Source organism: Paenibacillus sp. cl123 (assembly GCF_900101595.1).
In the GTDB taxonomy this organism is placed as follows: Bacteria; Bacillota; Bacilli; order Paenibacillales; family NBRC-103111; genus Paenibacillus_G.
The window spans coordinates 387,184-413,038 of record NZ_FMYY01000004.1 but is presented as its reverse complement, the minus strand read 5'-3'; the positions used below and the strand labels follow the sequence as shown (position 1 = coordinate 413,038).

Genomic DNA, 25,855 nt, shown 5'->3' with positions numbered 1-25,855 from the left:
ATTTCGCATAGGTTCAACAAACAGTCTAAGGATAAGTACGGAAAGATTCGGGGATGAGAGAAAATTACGAATATCTTGTGGTTGTTATCATTTTTGGTGAAATCGTGATTCCAAGATGTCATTTTATCTGATGCTCGAACTTGGCAACATCCTTTTTGATCCCCATTACAGGGTCCTCCTTTTCGTGAATTCCCAGCCCGCAAATAGGAAGATGCAGCATGGTATCAAGCAAATGGCTACGCCCACAAACAGTGAATCGTTGAACAATAATGTCTGTAGTCCATCCGCTAAACTATGGCGATACGAGGCAATTGATGTGCTAATCGGAATCGCCGCAATGACAATAACCCAGAGTGATAGACCTACATAGCTTCCAATACCGGAGAATAACATACTTATTGTTGAAGTCAATAACATATATGCAGCGAATTGATATAGGAACATACCCATTATGCCAAATTGATCCCAATGGAAGATTTCAAGGATATTAAAGTAAAAAGAATCATCCTTGTATAATTGATCCACTAGCAATAAAAATACAATATTGATAATCGACAATACTATGGCTGATAAAGTATAAATGATCATCAGTGCGATATAGTACTCTTTTCTGGTAGCGCCGGTATTAATAATCTTTCTAAAAAAAGCGAGTGGAAGCACCACTGCCATCATAATAAGGATAACACTAAGCATGTTGCCTATTGCTACTGGAGCTGGAGAATGATTCGCATTGCCGATCGCTAAGAAAACAATTAAATTTGCTACCAATCCTGCTGCTATGTAGGCTAATAAGATCCAGATGTAAATGCGCATTTGAATATACGCTGCCTTGACTATCATTTTATTCTTATTCAACATGCTCACCTCCATCTTTAATCAAATAGGCAAAAAACTTCTGCAACGGCAATCCGTCCACGGTAACACCCTGCTTACTAGCTTCTGCCTTATCATGTTCGCTTATTTCATCGTATACCGCCATAAGTGTTCCTTTACCGTATGCTTCTTTATAAATCACTCGTTTACCTTCTGTAAATTGGGATACAGCTTCATTGCTGCCCGTTAACAGATGTGATTGTGAGCGAATATTATCCACCTCATCTTCCAATACTATCGTGCCTGCTTCGATAATATAAACCTTCTCCACTACCGCAGCGATTTCATCGATCAAGTGAGTTGAGATCAGAATCGTCCTTGGATGCTCAGCATAATCCTGTAACAGTACCTTGTAGAATTTCTCTCTCATTAGTACATCGAGCCCTAACACCGGCTCGTCATAAATAGTTAGGGGCGCTCGGCTCGCAAGTCCCACTATATTAGCTACAAGCGATTCCATTCCTTTAGATAGTTGCCGAATCTTCTTTGTTGGATCTAAATTGAATGCTATAATGAGTTGCTGTGCGAATGACCAATCCCAATTCGGATAAAATGCTGCTGCAATCTCCAAACTCTCGATGACCGTTGCTCCTCCAAAGAAAAAGTTCTTTTGTGGGATATAACAAGTCTGTGCCGGAGATGCTCCCTTTACAAGGTGTTCATCAGCGATGACGATCTCCCCTGTGTCGGGGAATAACCTTCCAGTTAGCATGTTGAGCAATGTTGTCTTACCCGCTCCGTTACGACCTAGCAATCCACAGATCGTATTTACTTCTATGTTCATTGTTAGATTGCGAACAGCTTTAGTTCTTCCATAGCTCTTGTTCAAGTGCTTACTTGAAACAATTGGACTCATGTGTTTATCAGCTCCTCTTTTGTTGCTTAATCATTTCTATGACATCCTCTGAGGTTAACTCCAGTTTGTCGGCCTCTTCGAGTAATTTTAGAACAAGCTCCTTAGAAAAGCGTTCCCGTCGTTTATCCTTAATCATCTTCTTTGCACCCGTTGCCACATACATCCCCAGTCCCCTCTTCTTATACAGAATGCCATCATTCACTAGCACGGCAATTCCCTTCACGATAGTAGCGGGATTAACATGGAAGATGCTGGAAAATTGAGCCATAGAAATAATCTGATCTTCTTCACTATAAGTACCATTGAGAATATCATCCTCAATCATCTTGGCTATCTGCAGGAATATCGGTTGACTGTCATTGAATCTGCTCATTATTTTATTCCATCACCCTATCAGTATGTTAGTCTTATGACATACACTAATACCTGTACAAGATGTTGTCAACAATTGCGGCATATTCCACTTTACAATCTAGGTCGAGAACAACGAAAAATAAACAAGCTGACACCGGTTGAGTACCGGCGCCAGCTTGCAGCCTAAGGCATTTCCATTGTTCGCTAAACCGGGTCTTTACCACAAGTTGTGATAGCCCGAGCGATGAAAACAACGCGACTCCCGAGTAGATTTGGCCTCTTTCTTCGGCTCTAGCAACCGGGAAGGAGCAGAAGGTCCATCGACCGATCCTTCTACCCGGACGTGTACGTCGAAAAGTTTCGGCGAACTGACGGCGGAAGCGAAGGAATGACGGTTTTTCTTCATTGATTTCAACATCAGCCGAATCACACAGACAGGCAAGGCCATACCACGAGCTTCTCCCCCATCTCTCTCAAGACCTCTGGAAAGCCTTGTTTTTCTAGGACAATCAACCCAAATGTTCAGGAAATAGGTCTCGTCAACTTCAACTATACCTAAGGTACAACATAACGTTTTACCCATTGGTAGATTTGTTCTATTTTGGTATGCGCAATTAATTGATTTACCTTAACAAGTTACTAAACGCTTTGCTCACCAGTATAATCAATATTATTTAACAGTGCCCGATCACCAGATATTACTTCAATACTTCGACGACAATGCTTTCCAGTAGCCGTCCCCCAATGTAGGGAAGTAACCGCCAACGCCCTGCTTCAGGTAGCTTCATCGAGATGACGATGTTACGGTCAGCTCCATTCAATTCACCGCCCAAGGCATTCGTGGAGCTTAACTGATTTGAGGAATAAACATCGATTATCTTGTCTGTACCTTGTTTTACAGCTTTCACTTCGAATGGCCCGTTAAGCAGGTCTTCATTTCCCCAGAAATGCCACATGTATTTTTGGGGTTTGTCAGCGATGAATCCGGCATCGATGAACCCGACCTTTTTCTCCACCCCGCGCATCGCATAAGCTCCGGACTGGAACTTAGGAGTGATGTCCCACGACGGTTCCAGCATGAACAGCTGTACGTTACCATAAGGCTTATCGTCCAAAAGCACATGCAACTCCCACACTCCTTCTACTGGCAGCGTGAAACGGGCTGTGTATCGCTCCAATCCCGGATACCCGGGGCTCGATTTAGTAATGACCTCGGAAGAAACCGTCTCCTTCAATCCCGACAACTGATGAACCGCATAAAGCGTCAACGTTTTTCCCATGAAGGTTCCCAAGGGTTCTTCGAAATGGATCATATATCCGGCGGTTTCACCCGCCTTCGTGTAAGGTTCCGGATTCAGCGTGAATAACAGCCGTCCCTGCTCATAATAACTATTCCTTATCGCGGGTCCACCGGATACTTCACCTTGCGGATTGATCCTGGAAAGGAACGCTTCCTCTTTGAAATATAACAACCCGATGACAAGCGATGCGATGACGAGAGGTACACACACGGCCTTCATAATAGAAAAACGCTTTCCACGCGACTCACTCGTACGCCGCAATATGTTATGCTTCAACTCCGCTGTGAACTGACCACTGACGAAAGGCGGATCCGCCATACTTTTGGCCCAGGCTGGTTTTTCCTCGTTCATACTCTAAACCTCCTCACGAGATAACAGCTCGCTCATCCGTTTCTTGGCTCGATGCGATCTAGATTTAACTGTACCTTCCGATACATTCAACAAAATGGCGATTTCTTTTTGCTTCAGACCATAATGAAAATCGAGCAGCAAAATCTCCCTGTATTTGCGAGGCAACTGCATGACTGCGTGCCAAACAGCGCGGTTATCGAGACGGTCGAATACCACCTGTTCCGCAGCTGGAGAGGTCCCCATATTCATGAATTTGTCGGTCAGAGTTACTTTACGGATGAAGGCACTTTGCAAATAATGCAGTGCTTTATTCCTCGTTATGGTCAGTAACCAGCTTTTGACCGAGCAATCTCCTCGAAATGCGGACAAACCGTTATAAGCTGCTATGAACACATCTTGTGATATATCGTCGGCGACATCGGAACGTTTCGTCATAAAAAAGGCAAAGTTCCATACATCGTCTCCGAACGAATCCATCAAGTCACGAAGCACGGTACTCCTGTCAAAACCATGTGTCAAATGCTTTAAGTAATCCCACTTGTCTGCCAATGCCTTCACCCCAATAAATAAGACCGTAGATTACACCAAATGGTTCCATCTTACCAAAATCATTGTTTGATTAGACTATCGTATCCGTGGATGCACGGTGCACAGAAGTCTTATTTTTTCCATCCTCGATCACATCCCATTCGAAATATTGCATCCTGCTTCCGGTTAGCGGAACGGAGCTGGGTATATTGTTTATTTTGTGGATATGCCGTTACCCTGGCTTGCCGGTTACATATCGTAAAGTAAGATTTTGCGAACATCCTGGATAAGGGGAGCGATGTCATGGAAGCCGGCCTGAGAAACGCTAGGAATAAGCAGGGAGTTTCCATTATTACCTGTACGAAACGGCAAAGCTATCTGAACAATCTGTTGACAAACTACACCAGGCAGCGCCATCCCAAGAAAGAACTGATCATTATTGTAAATAACGACAAGATTCCTCTCGCACCCTACCATCGCTTAGCCAAGAAGCATCGAAGCATACGCGTTTTTCGCGTTCCGGGACATATCTCTCTTGGAGCTTGCCTGAACTATGCCGTCAGGAAAACAAACTACAGCTACATTGCCAAGTTTGATGATGACGATTACTACGCTCCTTATTATTTGACAGACAGCTTGCAGGCTTTCCGAAAAACGAAGGCCGATGTCATTGGAAAGCGAGCGCATTATATGTACTTGCAGGGATCGAAGACGCTCATTCTTCGTTTTCCGCAGGCCGAAAACCGGCCCGTTACCCAGCTTCCTGGCGCTACGCTCGTTATGAAGAGGGACGTATTGCATAAGGTTAAGTTCCCCGATCAAAACGTCGGCGAGGATGATCTGTTTTGCCTAAGAAGCAAGCGGCGGGGCTACAAGGTTTATTCGGCGGGAAAACATAATTTTGTCGCCATTCGCCGGAAAAATTCGGCCGACCATACCTGGATCATCAGCGATAAAGAGCTGCTCGCCCACCATCGAAAGATCCCGGGCGTCCAAAATTACAAGCGCTTCGCAAGTCGAAAGCCCAAGGGCATCCTGTAATGGATAACCGGACTTACCCTCGTGACAAGCATGCCATTTCTATCATTGCTTGCACCAACCGGCGGTCCTGCATGGAGAATCTGTTTCGTAATTACAGCAGGCAAAACTTCAGGGATACAGAGCTTATCGTCATCTTGAATCATAAAAGCCTGAAGCTGGACGAGTATCTGCAGGCCGCAAGGCCCTATCAGAACGTCAGGATCTATAGCTTGCCGGAGCATGTATCGCTTGGCAGCTGTCTGAATTACGGAGTTTCTTTATCCCGATATGGTCTCATCGCTAAGTTTGACGATGACGACTACTATGGACCCAACTATTTAACGGAAAGCAGGCGGGTTTTGCTCACAACAGGCGCCGATATCGTAGGAAAGCGGGCACACTTTATGTACCTGAGCGGTAGAAAAGTACTTTTGCTCCGTTACGGCAACAGGGCCGATCGATATGCTCCTCTTGTTCAAGGAGCGACTCTGCTTATACGGCGGCATGTGTTCAGCCAGGTTGGTTTTCCGGATCGAAATCGTGGAGAGTGCGTGAAGCTTTGTTCCGACAGCCTGGCAAAGGGCTTCACCATTTACTCAGGAAGCCCTTACAACTTCCTGGCCATTCGCAGGAAAAACGCCAAGAGCCACACTTGGACCGCTAACGAGGACGATTTACTAAGAAGACATCCGCGGGTTGGGAAAGTGAAAAACATCCGAAGATTTGTTTGCCGCGGCTAATTTCTTCCTCTCTCATCCTATATCGATCATGGCCATCGCGAATGCAGCTCATGGAACGGCTGACTGCAAGAAGAAGACATTAACATTGACGAGAACTGAACTGAAGCAGGTATTCACTGTCGTCTTAAACAAAAAAACCGCCAAAGCTTTGGCGGTAACTCTAGACGAGCAAGTCGTCGCGCGCGGACGGAGTCAATGTCTCGTTTTATTATATTACTATAAAATGTCAGTCACCGCACCCTTAGATGCAGAGGAAACTAATCTTGCATACTTGGCTAGTACGCCCGAATTTACTTTTAACGGAGGCTGTAACCATGCTTGAGCCCTAGCAGCCAACTCCTCTTTTGTTACGTTAAACATAATCTGCTGCGTTTCGCTGTCGATGGTGATGATGTCCCCGTTCTTTAGCAACGCGATCGGTCCACCTACCTGCGCTTCAGGTGATACATGGCCGACTACGAATCCATGCGAGCCACCCGAGAACCTTCCATCCGTAATGAGGGCAACTTCCCCTCCAAGTCCCTTACCTACAATTAATGCGGTAACAGATAGCATCTCCGGCATGCCTGGACCGCCCTTTGGGCCGCAATAACGAATAACCAGTACATCCCCTTTATGGATTTCATTTTTCAAAATTGATTCCGTTGCGGCCTCCTCACTGTCAAACACCTTGGCCGGTCCGACAAACCGCAGCTTCTTCATACCTGACATCTTGGCTACGGCGCCTTCAGGGGCAAGGTTACCTCTAAGTACGACCAATGGCCCATTCGGCTTCAGCGGCTTGTTTATTGGACGAATAATCTCCTGATCGTTTCTAAGCGGAGCCGCTTCAGCTAGATTCTCTGCCAAGGTCTTACCTGTGACTGTTAGGCAATCACCGTGAAGAAGTCCCTCAGCGAGTAATAATTTCATCACGCCTGGAATGCCGCCAATTTCGTTCAAGTCCTGCATGGCATGCCGGCCGCTTGGCTTCAGATCTGCCAAATGGGGGACGCGCAGGCGTATCCGCTCAAAATCATCCAAGGTTAAATCTACGCCTACCGAATGCGCAATGGCGAGCAAGTGCAGGAACGCATTCGTTGAGCCTCCCAAAGCCATAACGACCGTAATCGCGTTCTCAAATGCTTTTTTCGTCATGATATCTTTTGGGTAGATCTCCTGTTCCAGCAGCGATATGACTTGTTTACCGGCCGCATCACATTCTGCCGCTTTATCAGGCGAAATGGCAGGCGTAGAAGATGAACCGGGAAGGCTCATCCCCATCGCTTCCGCTGCGGCGGCCATTGTGTTGGCGGTATACATGCCGCCGCAAGAGCCCGGCCCCGGACAGACGCTGCATTCTACCTTGTGGAGCTGTTCATCTGTCATTTTTCCATCATGATATTGGCCGACTGCTTCGAAAGCGGTAACGATATCGACTTTTTTACCGTCGAGATTTCCCGGTTGAATCGTTCCGCCGTATACGTAAACGGAAGGAATATTCAGCCGCCCGATCGCCATCAGACAGGCAGGCGTGTTTTTGTCGCATCCACCGATTGCCACGAGACCGTCAAAGCGCTCAGCTCCTGTTACAATCTCAATAGAATCCGCGATTGCTTCCCTACTTGGCAGCGAGAATAGCATGCCTCCATGCCCCATGGAAATACCATCTGAAACTGTAATCGTATTAAAAATAAGCGGAGCGCCACCATGGTTTCGTACCCCTTGCTTGGCTTGAACAGCCAATTCATTTATATGCATATTGCACGGGGTTACCTCACTCCAAGTGCTGGCTACACCAATCATCGGCTTTTTGAAATCCTCATCTGTAAAACCAACAGCGCGCAGCATCGCTCTGTTCGGTACCCGGTTGACGCCTTCGCTGATTACCTTGCTTCGAATACGAAGATCTTTTCCGTTTGCCATTTTCCCTCGCTCCTGTCTGTTTAAAGTAATCCGTGCAGTTCCTGCATCGGGCGGATGAAATTTTGCTTCATCAAGGCCTGAGCGCGATCAGAATCGTTCTTCTCGAAAGCTGCAATAATGGAAGCATGCTCATCGACTGAAGCTTGTGTCGCCGTAATCGGCTGCTTTAAGAACACATATTTAAAGCGCCGGATATGAATCTGAAGTGATGCGCTGAATGATGTGACATAAGGATTATCAGAAAGTTCCACAATTAGGTTATGGAACTGCTCATCCGCCTCCATGGCTTGGTAGGCTTGACCATTAGTAATGGAACTTGCAAATTCTTGATTAATCGCTCGCAGCTGCTCAATTTGCGCTGGAACAATATTTTTTGCGGTAACTTCAGCCGCTAAAGCCTGAAGAGCCCCCATCGTTGAATACATCTTGAAGATGTCGTCCTTCTCAATCTCCTTTACCTTTGTTTCTTTTCCAGGATGCGTGGAAACGAGTCCTTGTACTTCGAGCAATTGAAATGCTTCCCGAATTGGAGTGCGGCTTACGCCAAGCGACTCAGCCAATTCGGCGTCCATAAGTTTTTCGCCGGGCTGCAGTGTGCCATCGATAATCCATCTTTGGATTTGGGAGAAGGCTCTTTCTTTTGCGGACATCCGTGCAGGCGAGACAAAATTTTTAGGCACTGGCATAGAGTTATCATCCTCACTTCTTAATTCTCTTATATGCAATATATCGCATACATATATTAAAAGCAAGAAGCTTATTTTGAGGCTGTGTTTGTTCGGACGCTCCCGCGCCCTCCAAACTCTCAAATTCATCTAAACAAAAAAAGGGGACCTAACCAACGGGGCCAGGTCCAAACATTTATATTTATTAAAAGGGGGTCATGTCGAAACGATCGGCGATATGTAATATAGATTAATGCCAAGCCTAATTCTATTTGCCGAGCATCGGTTCACCGACAATGCTTTTGTCTCCCTGGACATAGATTCGGAGCAATTTCGTATCTTTGATGTTGAGCTCCAGTTCTGTTGTTGTTCCGGGTTTGACTTTAAGCTCTTTCACCGTAACTTTGTTTTCATCAATAATCGAGACAATCAGATCATCGGTAAAGTACGAGTCCGCCGACCATATTTTTGCTTTGAACTTGCTATAATTGAAGTTTGTCATCACTTCCATATTTACGGACCGGCTGCCGCCTGTGACGTAACCGTAGTCCAGCTGCTTGCCTTCGCCCATTTTAAGCTCCTCTGGCGTTCTGCTGGCCAACCTGTAAATTTTATCGCCGTTGTAGACAAATTCGGGCGATGCCTTGATGTAGCTGATGCTGTCCTTAGAGAAGGTGCCCTCGACTTCGCCCAGATAAGCGGTTTCCGTGTTGCCGTCCCAAGCCACCTTCACGCCTGCCGCTTCGGCAACCGCCCTCATAGGCAAATATGTCGTCCCTCTGTAAGTGATCGGCACAAGCTTTGTTCCGTCGTCCGGATCTACCGGTTCAAACGTTTTGCCATTCAGCATAATCTTGATTCCGGTGTTCAAATACACCCTAACCTCAGTCAGTGAGTCCGCTCCAAGCACATTCAAGGAAAGACTCAGTAACAACAGGATGACAAGTAAGGCAGTTACGACCCTGCTCCCTCTCCGCTTCAATAGCTCTCTCATTTCTTGTATCCTCCTTGGATTGTTTCCTCTTAGCCAGTGTAGCATCGCGGATTTCATTCAGATAGTATACGAACGTATACTCTTGCAAACAAAAAAAGGGGCTCCCCCACTAACTCGGAGTGCCCGATCATTTTCAGCAAAATCAAGATAGCGAACGCAGTGCTTCAGGGGTGAAAGGCTTCAGTTCGTCAAGCCGGTCATCTCGTAACTTAGCCGCCCATGCAGGGTCAACCAGCAGCGCACGGCCGACTGCAACCAGATCAAACTCTTGATTGCCCAGCTTGTCGGTCAAAATATCCACGTTCGCCGTACCTGCGGCTTCCCCTCTAAACGAAGATATAAACTCATTATCCAGACCTACGGAGCCTACAGTGATTGTAGGCTTACCGGTTAATTTTTTAACCCAGCCTGCGAGATTCAGATCGGAACCGGCAAACTCCGGTTCCCAGAAGCGGCGAGTCGAGCAATGAAATGCATCGACACCCGCTTCTACAAGCGGCGCAAGGAATTTGGCCAATTCATCCGGATTGGCTGCCAATTTGGCCTCGTAATCCGTTGATTTCCATTGCGATATCCGCAGTAAGATTGGGAAATCGGGTCCTACGGCGCGACGGCAAGCCGCTATAATTTCAGCCGCAAAACGGGTCCTTTTCACAAGGTCTCCGCCATAGCTATCCGTACGCCGGTTCGTTCTCTCCCAGAAAAATTGATCGATCAAATAACCGTGGGCACCATGAAGCTCAATCCCGTCAAAGCCGATCCGTTTGGCATCCGCTGCCGCTTGTGCGTAAGCAGCAATAACGGAATCGATCCTTTCCTGGCTCATCGGCTCATTGACTTTTTCCCCGGTAGCGATATCCAAGCCTGAAGGTCCGATCGGCAGCTCCTCGGGGTTCGGAGCGGCTCCTATCTTACGGTCCGTGCCGATATGCCACAGCTGCGGCATAATCAACCCGCCGGCTTCATGTACTTCTGCGACGACGCGAGCCCAACCCTTAAGCGCTTCCTCCCCATAAAAGTTCGGGATATTCGGATTATTGGTCGCAGCAGGATCGTTGATCAGGGTACCCTCCGTAATAATAAGACCTACCCCGTTCTCAGCACGGCGACGGTAATAAGCGGCCACATCGGGACCCGGTACTCCTCCGGGAGAGAAGGCTCTAGTCATGGGCGCCATGACGACCCGGTTCTTTAGATTTAAAGTTCCAAGCTTGAAGGACTCAAATAAAGGTCTTAACTTGCTGGAAGGCCGGATTTCTTGATTATTCATCCTTTCATTACCTCCATTGGTAATAAATTCTGATTTCATAAGCCACGTCACTTTAACTGTTATAATTATAATAACAGATTTAAATTTACTATACCATACTTTTTCCAAAAGTGATACTTTTAACTTATTTTTTTGTACGTTGTACTGAAGGAATTCCTCCCATTTTAAATAAAGGAACGCATGTTCCCATAACAACATGATTAAGGATGATCCTTTAGAGATCATCCTATAACAACTGCTTATTTTGCGCTTTTCCTGCCATAGCTGCGGGCGTAACGCATCATCCGGGCATATGCTGCTCGGTCGAACTTTTTGAATGGATGGAATTGAGGATGGTTGCTGTTCACTTCCAGCACCCACAGCCGTCCGTTTCGATCGTAGGCGAAATCGACGCCCATCTCGCGCATGCCTGATCGTTTGGCGCTTAACGTATGTGCGACTTCCAGCGCTTTGCGGGTTAACTGACGGATGCGCGCCTTGCCTTGTTCGGCCGTCAGTCTTTTTCGACTATGCAGCGACTCCATCGACATTAATTCTCCGCCCTGATAATAATTGGTTACGATCTTGCCCCTCTGTCCGACCTTGGCCGCCATCCCGGTACACGTCCAGCTTCCTTTCGGCTTACGCTGCACCATAACGCGAATGTCGTATGGTCTTCCTCTCGCCTGATCAAGCCGCACCGTCTTCTGAATAATCATTCGTTCCCGGCGTTTGGCCCGTATATACCGGTAAACGGAAGTCGCTGAATGGAACCGCCTGCTCCGTTTCCCCGGCTGCGAGGAACGCAGCTTAAACCCGCCTCGCGTCCTAGTCAGCTTGAAGATGCCGATTCCGAGCGAACCGACATCCGGCTTGATATAAAGCGAGGAATGGCTAACCGTCATCATTTTCATATTGGGGAGCGAAAACAGCCTTGTGTACGGGATGTTTTTTTTCAGCGAACGATTCGCGCGCAAAAATCGGCAGACTCGCAGCTTGCCTCTGAGAGTGCGGCTTCGATAGTTCTTTTTAAACACTACAAATCAACCTCCCCGATACTTAGCTATTCTCATACCTCAAGTAGATGCCTGAAAGCTTAGTGGCTGTTAATTCCCAAATGAATTTTCGCTTCACAGTCCGTCTGCCGTTAATCCAAAGCCTATTCCTCAATCGACTGTTTTTAGCCATTTTGTAATGTAGTAAGCAAACGAACTGTCGTTTGTATAGTTATTAACAAGATAGCCATTATCACCATGGGCGACGATTTCTTTGATTCCTCCAATATTCGATGCGATTACAGGAACGCCAGAGGCCATGGCTTCCACGTTGACAAGGCCAAACGCTTCGTGCTTCTGTGAGGGACATACGAAGCAATCGGCTAGACGGTAGATCTGATGAATTTTAGTGTGAGGAATACTCCCTAAAAACATCATGGGGACTCGCAGCTTATTTGCTTGCAATCTTAGTTTAGCGATGTAAGATTTTCTTCCTTTGCCGGCAATGATCAATTTCGTGTTACTTATTTTCTCCCCAACCTTCTTCGCTGCTTTAATTAGCAAAGGCACGCCTTTACGCGGGATAACTCTTCCCACAAATAAAATAACGAAGGAGCGGCCAAGTCTATAAACTTGTTTCGTATTCATTCGTTCTGTCATTGAAGCAGGTTCAAAACGGGATAAATTGACGCCAAGATGAACACAGCGGATTTTCTGCCGCGTATCCGGAAAGCTTTTACTTAAACATTGTTTTAAAGAACTGCTGTTTGCAATGATCAAATCAGCTTTGCGCAAGCAGGCAGCAACAGATTTCGTTCTCGGGATAATGGTTAAGGAATGTAAGAATAAACTTATCGGAGTATGAGGAAATGCCGCCTTTATACGAGCCATATAATAAGGTCGATTATCGACTTGGATCAAATCAAAATGACGTTTTTTCATAAATCGGAGTACGGAGGAGATGTAACGGGTACTGCTTCCGGAAGGTACACGGACAATGGTTAAATTTTTTCCAAGACGGCTTATCTTTTTCGAATGGGTTTTATTCCGGCTGATTAACGTGACTTGATGCTTCCTTGAAAGCTTTTTGGCAATCTCGAGCATACAAATTTCAACTGAACCCCCGCCTGGAACGGGAAACTGCTCGGGAGCAATCATTAATAAACGCATACCAGCACCTGCTTCTCCGTGTTGTCGCTATTTAACAATATACTTATCGTCTTTCCTTCCATACCTCCGGCTGTGAAATAACCCATACTTACTTTATTCACGTCTGCAATCAAGGCGCCGGTAATTTGCCTATACGAAAGTCTTTTATCGAATTTATGGCTAAGGAAACCTATTTCTCGTTTGCGCTTATATCTACCCATATCACAACTACAAGAGCAGCATATGCTTAAAAGAATGTCACGCTGGATCAATCGAATCAAACTTGTAGAAAGGCTGGTTATCGATATGGGAAGAAACCGTTCTACTCATGTTTGGACCTTGACCACGGAATTCAGTCCGTTTATTGTTGGCGGCCTCGGAACAGTAGCCACGGAGCTTTCAAAGGAAATGACCACTAAAAATGTGAAGATAACAGTATGGAGCAAAAGCGCTTCGAAAAGAGGAGCGTTTGCGAGACAATCCTCTATGGCCATTATTCGAATTCCACAAACAAATGGATTTTATGACCATCAATTCGAAAGGGGTTCACCTCATTGACTTTGAAACCCTTCGGCTCGATTTGCGCGCATACGACTTGTACAGGGTCATCTATAATTCATGCAAGGACCACAAATGGAATTTTGCCATTGCCCGCTCCTTCCTTGACGGCTATCAATCCGTAAGCAAGCTTGATCGCAACGATTTTCATTTTCTCAAAGCGTGGCTGCGATTTCCCCAGACGATGTATCTCTTGCTTCGCACTTTCAAACATCCTCGTGCAAACGATAAAACGGCAGCTGAACGCGGGTTTCACCGGGCCCTTCTGGATGAGCGTAAAATCCTGCCGTTTCTCAAGCAGTTGGATCAGTACAGCAAGCGGCGCGGGGCCAATTAAGAATAGCAAGCCCCCACCTGCAGCGCGAAACCATTCAGCTTGCGACTTGCCGTGGTTCCCCCTTCAAGTGGAGCTTATCGAAAAAACGGGCTGTTCCGTTATGGAGCCGCCCTACTTTCATTAACCGCTGCCGCAATAATGTGGCCAACAACAAAAAGGCAGCGCCTTTCGGCGTCTGCCCCCTTCATCCGGAACGGCGTGTTACTTCACCTCACGCACTTTCGCATCCGTAATCAGAATTTCTCCATCGTTGTAAAACACCTTCATCTTCAATCCCTCGCTGACGAACCTCACCGGCACCAGCGTGAAGCCGTCCCGAATGATGGCCGGCGTATCCAGCATGACCAGCTCTCCGCCAACATAAGCTTCCTTCTGTTCGATGACGAGCTCGACCTTCGTATCTCCTTTGGTCAGCGTGACAAGCCTCTTAGCGCTATCCCAGTCCACCTTTGCGCCAAGCGCTTCGCCAATGAAGCGGATTGGCACCATCGTACGGCCCTCCAGCGTGAAGGGCGCCACGTCAAGCGTATGCGGCTCCTCATCGACGAGAGCTGCTGTCTTATCGAGTGTAAGCACAATGCTTCTGAACCCGAGCGGGCTGGTATCGACATAGTTTGATGCCGGATCGCCGAACTTGACCGGCTTAGAAATAACCGTGCCGTAAGTCGTCTCCACTTCTACGACGTAGTGTTGGCCGTTCTTGATCGAACCGTTGTTGTTTGCGTATAAGTCGAAGACTCCACTTCCCTGGAACGAGCCGACGGGCTCTTTTACATCCTTTTTGAACCCGGGTGTAATGACTTTATCTCCTTGCGCAATCCCGAGCAACCAGCCTACACCTGCCCGATTCGTACGCCAAATTCCAGGCGCTTCATTCCCCTTCTCGTCGGTTGCGCGAAGTATGACGGCCAGCACCTCCGTCTTCTGGGCAAAATGCAGCTTCAACCGAAAATGGCCGTCTGTCGACCCGTCCTCTCCGAATTCAGCTATACCTGTACGGTCGGAAGTCAGATCCAGCCAACTGAACTCGCGAATTGCGACAGGCGCATAGGACGTTTCGTTCTCGGCATAAGGCGCGATTGGCGTCCGTATCGTGCCGCTGCTTGTCATGATCTCCAAATAATAATACACACCCGGCTTCATCCCGTTATTATCGGATGCGTACAACTCGAACTCGACGATGCCCTGGAATTTACCCAGCTTCTCCTGGAACGTTTCATTTATCGTTTTTCCGTCCTGCACAACAGCCAGCAGCGTGCCGATATCGCCGGCTTCGGCTTTCCAGGTTTTCCAGATGCCTTGGCTCGTCTCATTACCCTTGCTGTCGGCGGTTCTAAGGGAGATCGATTGAATCTCCAGACCTTCCCCCGCATCCATCAGCAATCGAAGATGGCCGTCACGCATACCGTCCGGTGTTGACGCCGACACTTGGGAAATCCTGTCCAGTTCCTTGTCCAGATAGACGAATTCCTTGATCTGAACGCCTCCCTGACTAGCGCTGTCGGCTGCGAATGCACCGCCTCCCAAACTCATACTGTTCATCAATAGCGAACAAGTTATCGCAAGTTTCCATTTATTTCGCATCATCGTACTCTCTCCTAACATGAATCAAATGAGAATCGCAAGCCGCGGCTTTTTTCGCCACGTCTAACGATAGTATAATGTGATGCGTTTCCCAAAGCATAGGGACTCCCTCGGGAAATAAGCAGGAAACGAATCGGGAACAATGCAGAACAGCTGTCCATATTCAGCGCAGCGGATTCCCGCGCTTCCCGCGCGTATACGCTTCAGCCGCCATGTTAAGGAAGCAACCTGGGGATGCGTTAATCTGTTTATGGTGTAAACGGCGTGATGTGGATGATATGGCTGAAGGTTTCGTTGCCGGATGCATCTATGGCCCTAACTTTGAAATTATAACGGGTGCCTAGCGTTAGAGCAGACGGCGTGAATTGGGTTGCAGACGACGCCGTCATCACGACTGAGGAAGGTTCGGCCGTGCCTGTCGACATCAACACCTCATATTGAGGCGCCGCGGAAGTGTCGTTATCCGTGGATTTCGTCCACATCAGCTTAAACACCGTGTCCAACTGTTTGGAGTACGACAATTCAGGTTGCGTTGGAGGCCTCGAATCCACCGGCTTGAGCGCAGTACCGCCGAGGCCTGTCGGAACAGCCGTCTGGGTGGAAATGGCGATTTTATCCACATCCAATTCACTCCTGCTTTGCAGCAAACGCAGCGTGTGCGAGCCTGCCGGGATATAGAAGGTCGCGCCTGTGCGCTGCCAGCTCCACGTGCTGGAAGGCAGGGCAATATGCTGCTCCGAAGCGGCGTTGTTGTCGATCCGCAAGGTCATATGGTTCGGTGCTGCGCTGCCGCCCTTGCCCAGAAGGCTAATGTAATAATTGCCCGCTGTCGCCACATTTAGCTTATATTCCAGGAATACTTGATCGTTCGGGCTGGCGGCCATGGAGCGCATATAGATGCCCTCCGATCGCGCCGAATCGCTATTGATCAGATACCATTGTCCGCCAAATGCCCGGTATTTTTCGGCTTCAATATAGGAAACATTGTCGCTATTGATGGGGTACTCCGCGCTCGTGGTCCAGACATCGATCGAGCTGTCCTTCTGGCTGAAGGCTCCGCCTCCGAATGTCGTCCGTGCAGACGACTGATTCCCCGCAGCGTCCTTGGCGACGACCGTGAACCGGTAGAGCTGATCCGGATGGATCGCAAGCTGTTCGGTTGGATAAAGAATCCGACTTGTCCCCGTCACCCCGGAAACCACAAGAGTGTCCCCTTCATAAATATCGTAGCTCGTGACGTTAACATTATCGGTAGATGCACCCCACTTGAGCTCGATGAACTTTCCGCCCGCGTTGGCCTGAACGTTGACCGGCACGCTAGGACGCTCCGTATCGGCGGGAGTTGCTTTAACCTCCGAACTGAAGCCTGAGGCACGGTTTGCCAGATCGACCGCTTTGACCTTGAACGCGTATTCGACCCCTGACGTCAAACCCGTCACCGTCATCGAGGTATCCTCTGTGGTACCGACCGACACGTTGTCGCGGAACACTTCATAATGCTTGATGCCCAAGTTGTCCCTGGATTCCGTCCACTCGAGCGTCACCGAGTTCTCCGTTACGGATTTAGCTTTGAATTCATTCGGTGTAGACGGCGGAGTTATATCGGAGTTGAAACCGTAATTCGTAATCGTATAAGGACCCGGCGCACCTTCGAAATCGATGAATCCGCCTTCCTTCGTCGAACGGACCAGCGAACACGATCCGCCGTTCAACTGCACGCACCAAACGCCGGCCGCCATGTCGGTGATCAGAAACTTCAAGTTGCCGTAAGTATGGTTAGTCACGGTGAAATTCAGCGTATCCGAGTTTCGTTCCCCGCTTTGGGCAAAAAAGACCACCCTATCAAGAATCATCACGCCGTCATGCCGCTTCGAGTTCGTCGGGGTCCTCGTTTCCAAAGCTACGGGCGTTGCCGGGGTCGTCCCGACATCCATCACCTGCATCACGTTCATGAACCGGTCCGTCGCAGCTTCTGTCTTGGGCGATACCTCCACCCGGTAAGTACCTCCTTCAACCGTGTTGACCTCGTTCTTGTCAAAGATCTCATAGTTCGTTCCATCGACGAGATATTCATTGCCGGCTCCTCCCACGGGCGTAACGTCCGCAGAAGCAGCCGAAGGAAGCATAGTGTCGTTCACAAGCTTTCCGTTGTAGTCGCCCTCTTCCCGTTGGATGACGGTGCGATTCCCGTTCACAACAGGTGTCTCTTCGCTGTGGAAGAGCCATTTCTTCTCAAAAGATGGATCGGTAGCCGTAATTTTGTCATAGGTGATCAAAGCGGCCGGAATCGTTGCATGCTTCAAGTTAAGAAAAACAAACGACCTTTTCACATCAGAAACTTTATGGTTCGAATACGCAGCTGTAATATCGCCCTTTAAATAACTGAAATCAGGCGCAGCGAGAGTCTCCCCGTTACTGTCAGCTTGCATGCCGTGGGAAAGCACGGTACCTGTCCGATAACCCTTGGCCGGATTTAGCAGATCGGGCAGATTGGCCGGCTGGTAGCCGTTATTGGCGATCCGCTGGCCGCCGTCATTCGAGAGAGTCGTGCCGCGATATTCGAACTTTTCCGGCAACGAATCCTTATCCTCGATCAACAGGGTATTAGCTGCAATCGAGCGCTTATGGTAATTCAGATCGTGGGGACTTTCATAAGTTTGGCCCTTCCCCGCCGCGTCTTTGCCTTCATATACGCCGGACTTGATCGCCAATGCGCCTTTGTAATACAGCTGGAAGCTGCCCGCATCCCAGTGGGCATGATCGTTCAAGCTCCATTCCTGGATTTTCATCTCCGCAACAACATCTGTCGACGTATATTTCGGCGTCGTCGAAGCACTGGAAAAAGTACCCCACCCCGTCCTGGCGATCATCGATCCGATCGGACTTCCGAAATATCGTGTCAGCGGAAGGCTGGCAATATCCTCTACAGGCTTGGGCTTTAACGTCAAATCGCGAAGCAGCAGAGCAAACAGCTGAACATTGATAATGGTGTTATCGTTGGTGGAGAAGTTCGGCCTTATGCGATCCGCTTCCGTAAAAATTAAACCATCCTGGTACAAATATTCGGGATAAGCCGTATCACCTAAATTATCCCAGTACCTTCCAGGTAATTCATAGGTGGAAAAGTAATTGTCGCCGCTTCGCAACAGCTGTCCGTCCGGCCTTCTCTCGTACAGCCACCGGTAGGGGACGTCTTTCATAGTCTTATTCTGATATGGGTCGCTAAGTCCCATCTTCCGGTACAGCCAAGACGGCCACAAATCAAACATATATTTGCCGGGACCGTAAGCGACGCCATTGTACGGCATCCCCGACTTATACAAGAAATCACGCGCAGGGAAAACCTGTTCAAACAGAAAATCGGAAACGATGTTATACATTTCCGGCTTCTCGTCATAGATCGCAATGCCGGCGGCCAACAGATCGAGCAGCCATACCTCGGAGCTGCCCGGGCTGGTGACGGCGCTCTGCTTAAAGGCCGGGTATCCGATTTCGGTAAACTGTGAGGCCATTCGTTCGATCCGTTCGATGAAGAAGCTCTTGTCCTCGTCGCTCAGCAATGCGTAGCACCAATCGTAAACAAATGCGGCGCTCAATAGGTTTCTGCCGATGATATGGTGACTTCCCCCTGCTGCCGGTAAAACAAGCGATTCGTAGTAATCCTTTGCTCCCGCCACAGCGGCTTGACCCGAAGCCAGATTAGCGTCGGGATCCATCAAATACTTGAAAGCGAGCGCTTCCAGCTTGCGTCTTGCTTGTATGCTTTCGTTCGTCGTCGACTTACTCGCGCTGCTGTACGCTAGTTTGGGCAAAAGAAAGGAGGCCGAAGAATTGGCATCGGATTCAAGCCTATCCGCTGCGATCCTGGCCCAGCCCGAGACCGCATTCCATTTTGCCGCCAAATCCGTTCTGTCGTTTGCGGTAGCGAATACCCGCGGATGAGCTTCGATCGGTTCCGGTATCGCCGCCGCATAGACGGGTTCGGAAGCAATGGATGATAACGGAAATAACAGGAGCCAACCTAATACCATTACGTATGCTGGGATCGTGATGAATTTTCCATGGAAGAAGTTCATTTCGAATCACTCCTTGTTCTATTCGGTTCTCGATCAGCCATAACGCGCAACAAGGCCGGACTTCTTGTGCCGCGGCCTTGTTGGATTTTCGTATTCAGCTAAATCAATTCGGCGTCATTGAACAGTGACAGTCATTTCCTGGCTTTCAGTCGCACCTGCCGCATTGATTAGTTCAGCTTTATAGCGGTAAGTGCCGGCCGCCTTGCCCAAGACCGGCGTGATAGCCGATTGGGCCGAAGGCGTATTCGCGGTCAATTGCTGCGTATCGATCAGCACATCGTTCTCGTACAGCTTGTAAGTCGTCCCGTTAGTGCCCCACCACAGGTTCATCGTCACCGTGTATTCGCCGTTCTTATCCCAGTTGTTATTGGAGAGAACCGGCTTGCCGGGATTCGCGTCCTTGACAGTGACCGTCACGGGATCGCAGGCGGTAGCGCCGCGCCCGTTGCGAAGCTCGCATGTGTAAACGTACGTGCCGTTTGGCTTGCCCGTCACGGTCGTTTCCACATACTGCGCGCTTGGCGACCTGTCCGTCAACCGCTTCGTATCGATGGCGACTCCGTTCTCATACAGGGTGTAGCTCGTGCCGTTCTGGCCCCACCACAGGTTCATGGTGATCTTGTAATTGCTGTCATTCAACCCGCTCACATGACCGCTGTTGCTGGACAGCACTCCTTTTCCCGGTACAGCAGCAGCGCTTGGCACGAGCGCGTTCTGGGCGGCTTGCAGGTTAGCTGCAGCCGTGTCCGCCTGCGCTTGAGACGCATTGGCATCGTTATTCACTGCGATCGCTTGCGTCAATGCGGTTTGCAAATTTGTCCAGGATGCCGCGGTATAATCTTCTTCGTTCTTCGATTGGGCTACCGCGATGGCAGCAAGCAGCTCGCTCTTGTTCGCCGATGCTGCAGCGACCGTGAGTGTAATTGTCGGAAGCGCCGCCAATGTGTTCAGATTGGAAGCCGAAGTCCCATATTGAGCGTTACGGATGCCAATGGTGCTCATCCCCGGCACTTTTGCCCGGAAAAACACGCGATAGAGATCGCTTGATCCGGTAATCGGCGACGCGCTCGTCGATGTGAGGCTTACCAGCCCGCTTGCTGCATCGTTCGAGACATCGCCGAGCTTCAATCCTTCGACAGGGCCCTCGGCGGACACGTACTCGAACCGATTAGCGTCATATTTCAGTACTGCGTTATGGTAGACGGCATCCGTTACGCTGTCCAGCCCGACGGTAACCGGGAACACTTCTCCCGCGTTCAGGTCCGGTTTGGCCGAAATTCGAACGCTTGGCGCCGCTTCGGTCCGATAAGCCGTTAAGTAATCAAGTGTGTATTTCCCCGTATAAGATACCGCTCTGAACTGGAAATGATCCAGCTGCGTAACATTGACCGTGTTGACCATGAAGGGGACATCTTCCACGCGGTAAGTGCCCGTAGTCCGATCCAGTGTCCCCATGCTGTCCGGAATACCCGAGTACGTCTTCAGTCCGTCCGCCTGCACAGTCAGGTCGAAGGTCTTGGCTGCCAAATCGACATCGAAGCGGACAGTCATCCATTGGCCGGCTGGCTGCTGGTAAGTGCCATACGGCGTAATCCGGACATAGGCGTTCGCGCCGTTGACCGCCGCCTGGTAGCCGATGCCACCGTCGGAGAAGCCGATAAACTTGGCGATAATCGCGCCGCTGCCCAGCAGATTCGCTTCATAATTTCCGACACTGTGGTTCAATTTATCGAACGAGAGCTTCGTCTCGAGCGTCACCCTTCCCGTTAGCGGTGTATACTTGCGTAGCAGCCATGGCGCAACCGCCGAAGGATTGGACGAATCATGATAATTGTCCACCGCCTGCAAGCCTTGACCGCCGATATTCGCAAGCGGCGTGACGACCACGGACGTTCCATTATTTTTCGTAAAAGTCCAGCCTTTTCCGTCATTCGCGTCTCCAGGCTGCCAATCATCGAACGAATCGTAGAATCCAGCGCCGGTCATGGGCAGCGTCACGGCGACTTCAGGCCCGTCTACGGATCGGTTGCCATGCTCATCTACGGCCTCCACCTTGAAGCGGTAAGTTCCGCCCGGCTGCAGATTCGTCACATCATAGGTTACGCCCGTTACCGTCTGTTCGGGAAGGACAGGCGACCCGTCCTTACTCACGCTCAGCTTGTAGGAGGTGACCGGCCCAATGTCGGTCGCTTGGGTCCATAAGAGCCGAACCGCGTTCGGGAACGTCAGCATCGGACTAATGGAAGGCGTCTCTCCCCATGTCGGGGCGGAGGTATCCACTATCGTAATCGCAAGCTCGTTCGATGCCTTCGATAGATTGTCACTCGTATCGACCGCCTTTACGGTGAATGTGTAAGCATTCCCCATGGACAGCCCCCCGATCTTCGCGGTAAGGATTCCTGCCGGAACCACGGCTTTCCGTTCTCCGTTAGCGAATACGTGGTACTCCTTCACCGCTACGTTATCCGACGAAGCATCCCAGCTTACCTCCACCGATTCGGAAGTCTGGGAATCCAGACGCAGATTGCCTGGCGCTGTCGGGAGGATTTCGTCGTCCTTGACTTCAACGAGCGCGATCCAATCCAGATTCATTCCGCCGCGTTGGTGCCACATCGTCAGATCCACCGGGCCCGCCGGCAATTGCTGATCCGTCTTCACGCGAAGGCCTCTCCACTGGGAGGGGTCTGCGCCGAAGCTTATCGTTTTCGGTGCCTCGAAATAGTTCATCTTGTCGCCGATCTTGATGAAACGGATCGAGGTCGAATCCTCCACCGGTTCGCTTGGCAAATCCCAGCCCGCTACGTATTTGATAACTAGGTCATACTTGCCGGCCTTCGGAACGTTGAAGCGCCATTGGATCGATTGGCCGATTTGGTCCCAGGTGGTCACACCCGCTCCCCCGGACAGGAACGGACGGGTCGTATACCGGGTTGGCGCCTTGCCGCCGTAACCGATGAACGCTTCGGCTTCTTGGAAAAGCATATTCGTAACCTGTCTTGTCGCTTCCGGATCCACCCATGTTTGCGCGATTGCGGGATCGCCTGCACCGACGGACTTCAGCTTCAGGACGCCGGGTTCCCCGCGAACGATAACAGCCGCATTCGCATCCAGCAGAACGCTTCGCGAACGCCCGAATTTCTCGAAAGTAAAGCCGGCAGGCGCCTCCAGCACTTCATAGAATCCAGCTGCATTCGACAAGCTGCCCCAGGATACCTTAACCCCGTCTATGTCGCTGTAAGACTGAAGAGGCGTTTGCGCGCTCACACCGTCTATTTCCACCTGCATCGTCGATGGAGGCAGGGCGCCGGGGATTGACGCGTTGTTCAGCTTGAATGCCTTGTGGCCCTTCTCGACGTTCAGCGTCAGAGCGCCGTTCGCCAAGTCCCAATGAACACCGCGCGAATCGATGGCCGGCTGTACTGAGCCTCCGGAGGGAATCAGGTCACCGCTGGCATCGTCGCGCAACACGGTAATTCCCGGAGCGTTAATTGTGATTTGGGCGTCAGCCTGAGGGGACACGGAGAGCCGGTCATCGCCGAATACGATCGTCGCCTGCTGGCTGCTCTCGATAAGCGTAACACCGTTTTTCTGGACCCAAGTGCCGTCAACGAGAAGCACCGAGTCGCCCTTGACCGCGAGCGCAGCACCGTCGAATCGGAACCCGTCGCTGCCCGTATCGATGAGTCCGCCGGCCGTCATCCGGACATACACGATCGAGCCGTCTTCGAATACCAGCTTCATGAAATCCCCATGGTCGGTCGAAACCGCGCCATTCGGCTCATTTCCGCGCTTATAGGGCTCCATCGTCGACACCATCTTGACAGCACTGGTCTTGGGCGTCACGAATGCCGCATGCACCTGCTCATCGGTAATATCCTTAGGCTTCACCTCGATGCCTTTGATGCCTATAAATTTCGTACTGATCGTCGATTCCAGCTGTCCCGGGGTGTAGAACCGGAGCTTCAGCGCGGCTTCGCCTTTGTAGATCGTCGCGCCGGCTCCATCCTCGTCCCGCTCCATCTGATCCTCGGCGTGCAGGCGCCATTCGAATTTCGTACCGCCCGGAATCGTCGTTGCGAGGTCATCGATCACGACGAACATGTCCGGCCGCAAGTATATGACATGTCTCAGCGCTTTGCTCAGAGCACCGCTATAAGCAGCCGACGCATCTCCGCTGGTCGCGTCGAAGTCGGGACTGGTGACGAAACCGAGAATTCGGCCGTCCGCGTCGATGTTGTTGATCGGCTGACCCTTGCCGCCGTCGATTGTAATGGCGTTGGTTGCCAGGGTTTGCCTGGTGAAATCCCTATGGTGCGGGCTGTTGTAATAATCGTAGAATCCGGTCTCCACAGCCAGCGATTCTCCGTACGCTTGAATAATGAAGCCGTTCTGATCCGCATGGTTGTGGTTGTAGCTGCCGTACGGACTTGACCGGAAATAGAACGAAACACGGTCAGGATCGTACAGCTCGGAGTGCATAGCAACAAGTCCCGTTGTCGGAAACCATTTTCCTCTCGGCAGGTCCACAGGCGGACGGACGGGAAGATTGGCATCCCCGTAAAAATAATCGGACAACCCCATTGCCGGTATCGCGCCGATTGCCTGAGCTCCCCATTTCAACCGGGGATCGCCGTACATTTGAGCTAACCGGTTCAAAATGGATACGCTGGTTCCCCCGGGCACGTATTGGTTGTCGTCGCCGAATACGCCTTTCCTGGAGTTATGCGGGAACGAATAAAGCGGGTACAAACCCTCATTTCGCGAAAAAGCTTTGTCGTACAAATTGAAGCCGCTCGAGGTTAACAGGATATCCATGAATTCCTTGTTTGCCGCGGAAGACCATTGCCAATAGCCTGTGCCTTGCGACCAGGAACCGTCCTCTCCCCCCCAAGGAGGCAGAAGGTTGATATAGGAAGGGACAACTTTCCGATACCAATTCTCCGCTTCGGGCACGTCATGAAGCAGCGCCGTCGCAATGACGCCCACGAAGCCGAAGTTCGTCCAGCCGTGCGAATCGTACGGATATTGCTGGATCGGCTGGTCGTCCACAAGATCATCCATCATCCTTTCGGTCCGGTAGCGGATCATCTCCTGGACCTGCTCTCTCTCCTCTTGAGACAGCCGATCGTAGATCCAGTCGTAAACGTACGCGGAGCGATACGAGATGGCACGGTCCACCTGATCGTTGATCGAGTATTTGGTCGCCCCGTCCGGATCCCAGGAAGCGAGGTTCATCAATTGTCTCTTGGCGTCGTCTCCGATTGCGGGATCTCCGGTTATCAGGTAAACGAATGCAGCGTCCAGAATCCTCGTGATCGCCGGATCGACATAGCGTTTAAGCGCTCTAATCGCTTCGACATATTCTTCGGATTCCTTGTTATAGTCATCCGGGTAAGGGAAGGTCGGTTCGGTCAGCAGCGGGGCGTTTTTGGTTTTATTGTACGCGTCCAGCTTGGCGTCGAAGACAGCCTTTCCGCTTGTCTGGGCAAGCGCCCTGAATGCCGTCAAATCCTCGGGCCGCGTCAAGATCCGGGGATGCTGCGATGTAACGTTCCCGATCAGCGTGTCGATCGCGGGAACGGGGAACGGCACGGCATCCTCGGTGATCCGGAACTTCCGGACCGTGCTCCATGCCGACCAGCCCGTACTCGGCTTATGGTACTTGACACGCCAATACCAGGTTCCGGTTTCGAACGCGTCGGGAAAATTGTACAGGTTCGAGGCTAGCGCCTGCTGCTGATGGACGACCTCCGACATATCCGCCTTGCGGCTTACCTCCAACGCGTACTGGTCAGCGCCGGGAATATACGGCCATCCGAAATCCGGCGGGTTTTGCGTTGTCACCAGCGCATCCTCCGGTTTGAACTGGACGTTCACGCCTGTCCTGACTGAAGCCGGCCAATCCGAATCGGCTGCCTGAGCGGACGGAAGCTGAGAAGGCAGCAGCTGGAGCGAGCCTAGAAACAATATGAAAGACAATACGATTGCCATTTTTCCTTTAAATCCCTTGTACATGAAAATGGATCCTCCTTACTTATGATGGATAACGCTTACTAAACACTGCTCCTCTCCTGCTAATAATTAGATTCTAGTACGTGATGTCGGGCCGTCACCTTCCCGCCAGGTCGCAGCGGAATTGCAGCGGCCTTTCGAGCAAGAGATTACAACTAGAACTCGGATTATTGCATGACGTATCACCTCCTTTTCGACCAATGAAAGCGGTTACTAGTATTGCTTTGACTCTGATTCAATTTTAATAGATATCTAATACGTATTCACGAATCAAGAATATAGTTAAATATAAGTTGTAGTCAATCATA

17 protein-coding genes are annotated in these 25,855 nt (G+C 50.1%); 3 read left to right on the top strand and 14 right to left on the bottom strand.

The features are described 5' to 3' along the window. Nucleotides 1-165 precede the first annotated feature (165 nt). From BLR08_RS10850 to BLR08_RS10830, 5 genes are all read right to left on the bottom strand, one after another. The gene (locus tag BLR08_RS10850; protein WP_143014361.1) at nt 166-855 is read right to left on the bottom strand and encodes a hypothetical protein; all 690 of its coding nucleotides are present in this window, start codon (nt 853-855) and stop codon (nt 166-168) included. Continuing rightward, entirely contained in the window at nt 848-1,729 is an 882-nt protein-coding gene (locus BLR08_RS10845; RefSeq protein ID WP_072329197.1) for an ABC transporter ATP-binding protein, read from the bottom strand. Before BLR08_RS10845 ends, BLR08_RS10850 begins: the two co-directional genes overlap by 8 nt. Before the next feature lie 7 nt (nt 1,730-1,736). Next, nucleotides 1,737-2,102 (bottom strand): GntR family transcriptional regulator, encoded by a 366-nt coding sequence (locus BLR08_RS10840; protein WP_072329196.1) that lies wholly within the window; start codon nt 2,100-2,102, stop codon nt 1,737-1,739. 679 nt (nt 2,103-2,781) lie between these two features. Beyond that, a complete protein-coding gene (locus tag BLR08_RS10835; RefSeq protein ID WP_072329195.1) occupies nt 2,782-3,735 on the bottom strand; it encodes a DUF4871 domain-containing protein in 954 nt (317 codons plus the stop codon). 3 nt (nt 3,736-3,738) lie between these two features. After that, nucleotides 3,739-4,284, bottom strand: a complete 546-nt coding sequence (locus BLR08_RS10830) for an RNA polymerase sigma factor (protein ID WP_072329194.1) — start codon at nt 4,282-4,284, stop codon at nt 3,739-3,741. A 282-nt stretch (nt 4,285-4,566) separates the two neighbouring features. Between BLR08_RS10830 and BLR08_RS10825 the strand changes: the two genes are divergently transcribed. Beyond that, nucleotides 4,567-5,304, top strand: a complete 738-nt coding sequence (locus BLR08_RS10825; protein WP_072329193.1) for a glycosyltransferase family 2 protein — start codon at nt 4,567-4,569, stop codon at nt 5,302-5,304. Then, a complete protein-coding gene (locus tag BLR08_RS10820; RefSeq protein WP_072329192.1) occupies nt 5,304-6,023 on the top strand; it encodes a glycosyltransferase family 2 protein in 720 nt (239 codons plus the stop codon). The genes BLR08_RS10825 and BLR08_RS10820 overlap by 1 nt, the downstream gene beginning before the upstream one ends. 216 nt (nt 6,024-6,239) lie before the next feature. Here the strand turns inward: BLR08_RS10820 and ilvD are convergent, their stop codons facing one another. The 6 genes from ilvD to BLR08_RS10790 all read right to left on the bottom strand — a co-directional run bounded on the left by ilvD (nt 6,240) and on the right by BLR08_RS10790 (nt 13,001). After that, nucleotides 6,240-7,928, bottom strand: a complete 1,689-nt coding sequence (gene ilvD / locus BLR08_RS10815) for a dihydroxy-acid dehydratase (protein ID WP_072329191.1) — start codon at nt 7,926-7,928, stop codon at nt 6,240-6,242. A 20-nt stretch (nt 7,929-7,948) separates the two neighbouring features. Next, nucleotides 7,949-8,614: a GntR family transcriptional regulator gene (locus BLR08_RS10810; RefSeq protein ID WP_072329190.1), complete on the bottom strand. Its 666-nt coding sequence runs from the start codon at nt 8,612-8,614 to the stop codon at nt 7,949-7,951. A 247-nt stretch (nt 8,615-8,861) separates the two neighbouring features. Further along, nucleotides 8,862-9,587 carry a stalk domain-containing protein gene (locus BLR08_RS10805; protein WP_072329189.1) on the bottom strand — a complete coding sequence of 242 codons (726 nt, stop codon included), beginning with the start codon at nt 9,585-9,587 and terminating at the stop codon, nt 8,862-8,864. A 142-nt stretch (nt 9,588-9,729) separates the two neighbouring features. Then, nucleotides 9,730-10,857 (bottom strand): NADH:flavin oxidoreductase, encoded by a 1,128-nt coding sequence (locus tag BLR08_RS10800; protein ID WP_072329188.1) that lies wholly within the window; start codon nt 10,855-10,857, stop codon nt 9,730-9,732. Between the two features lie 239 nt (nt 10,858-11,096). Further along, nucleotides 11,097-11,873, bottom strand: a complete 777-nt coding sequence (locus tag BLR08_RS10795; RefSeq protein ID WP_072329187.1) for a YheC/YheD family protein — start codon at nt 11,871-11,873, stop codon at nt 11,097-11,099. 129 nt (nt 11,874-12,002) lie between these two features. Then, complete coding sequence (locus BLR08_RS10790; protein WP_143014360.1) at nt 12,003-13,001, bottom strand: glycosyltransferase family 4 protein; 999 nt, start codon at nt 12,999-13,001, stop codon at nt 12,003-12,005. Nucleotides 13,002-13,503: 502 nt separating this feature from the next. On the opposite strand from BLR08_RS10790, the gene BLR08_RS31085 reads away from it, so the two are divergent. Beyond that, complete coding sequence (locus BLR08_RS31085; RefSeq protein WP_143151537.1) at nt 13,504-13,875, top strand: protein kinase family protein; 372 nt, start codon at nt 13,504-13,506, stop codon at nt 13,873-13,875. A 201-nt stretch (nt 13,876-14,076) separates the two neighbouring features. Here the strand turns inward: BLR08_RS31085 and BLR08_RS10780 are convergent, their stop codons facing one another. The 3 genes from BLR08_RS10780 to BLR08_RS10770 all read right to left on the bottom strand — a co-directional run bounded on the left by BLR08_RS10780 (nt 14,077) and on the right by BLR08_RS10770 (nt 25,550). Continuing rightward, complete coding sequence (locus BLR08_RS10780; protein ID WP_256257505.1) at nt 14,077-15,462, bottom strand: copper amine oxidase N-terminal domain-containing protein; 1,386 nt, start codon at nt 15,460-15,462, stop codon at nt 14,077-14,079. Nucleotides 15,463-15,707: 245 nt separating this feature from the next. After that, nucleotides 15,708-19,535 (bottom strand): fibronectin type III domain-containing protein, encoded by a 3,828-nt coding sequence (locus BLR08_RS10775; RefSeq protein ID WP_072329184.1) that lies wholly within the window; start codon nt 19,533-19,535, stop codon nt 15,708-15,710. Between the two features lie 114 nt (nt 19,536-19,649). Then, nucleotides 19,650-25,550, bottom strand: coding sequence for a DUF4962 domain-containing protein (locus BLR08_RS10770; RefSeq protein WP_072329183.1), 5,901 nt, complete (start codon nt 25,548-25,550; stop codon nt 19,650-19,652). Nucleotides 25,551-25,855: the final 305 nt, after the last annotated feature.

Coding starts and splice junctions, on each gene's coding strand:
- BLR08_RS10845 (WP_072329197.1), bottom strand. CDS start 1,729: ATGAGTCCAATTGTTTCAAGTAAGCACTTGAACAAGAGCTATGGAAGA.
- BLR08_RS10840 (WP_072329196.1), bottom strand. CDS start 2,102: ATGAGCAGATTCAATGACAGTCAACCGATATTCCTGCAGATAGCCAAG.
- BLR08_RS10835 (WP_072329195.1), bottom strand. CDS start 3,735: ATGAACGAGGAAAAACCAGCCTGGGCCAAAAGTATGGCGGATCCGCCT.
- BLR08_RS10825 (WP_072329193.1), top strand. CDS start 4,567: ATGGAAGCCGGCCTGAGAAACGCTAGGAATAAGCAGGGAGTTTCCATT.
- BLR08_RS10820 (WP_072329192.1), top strand. CDS start 5,304: ATGGATAACCGGACTTACCCTCGTGACAAGCATGCCATTTCTATCATT.
- ilvD (WP_072329191.1), bottom strand. CDS start 7,928: ATGGCAAACGGAAAAGATCTTCGTATTCGAAGCAAGGTAATCAGCGAA.
- BLR08_RS10810 (WP_072329190.1), bottom strand. CDS start 8,614: ATGCCAGTGCCTAAAAATTTTGTCTCGCCTGCACGGATGTCCGCAAAA.
- BLR08_RS10805 (WP_072329189.1), bottom strand. CDS start 9,587: ATGAGAGAGCTATTGAAGCGGAGAGGGAGCAGGGTCGTAACTGCCTTA.
- BLR08_RS10800 (WP_072329188.1), bottom strand. CDS start 10,857: ATGAATAATCAAGAAATCCGGCCTTCCAGCAAGTTAAGACCTTTATTT.
- BLR08_RS10790 (WP_143014360.1), bottom strand. CDS start 13,001: ATGCGTTTATTAATGATTGCTCCCGAGCAGTTTCCCGTTCCAGGCGGG.
- BLR08_RS31085 (WP_143151537.1), top strand. CDS start 13,504: ATGACCATCAATTCGAAAGGGGTTCACCTCATTGACTTTGAAACCCTT.
- BLR08_RS10780 (WP_256257505.1), bottom strand. CDS start 15,462: ATGATGCGAAATAAATGGAAACTTGCGATAACTTGTTCGCTATTGATG.
- BLR08_RS10775 (WP_072329184.1), bottom strand. CDS start 19,535: ATGAACTTCTTCCATGGAAAATTCATCACGATCCCAGCATACGTAATG.
- BLR08_RS10770 (WP_072329183.1), bottom strand. CDS start 25,550: ATGTACAAGGGATTTAAAGGAAAAATGGCAATCGTATTGTCTTTCATA.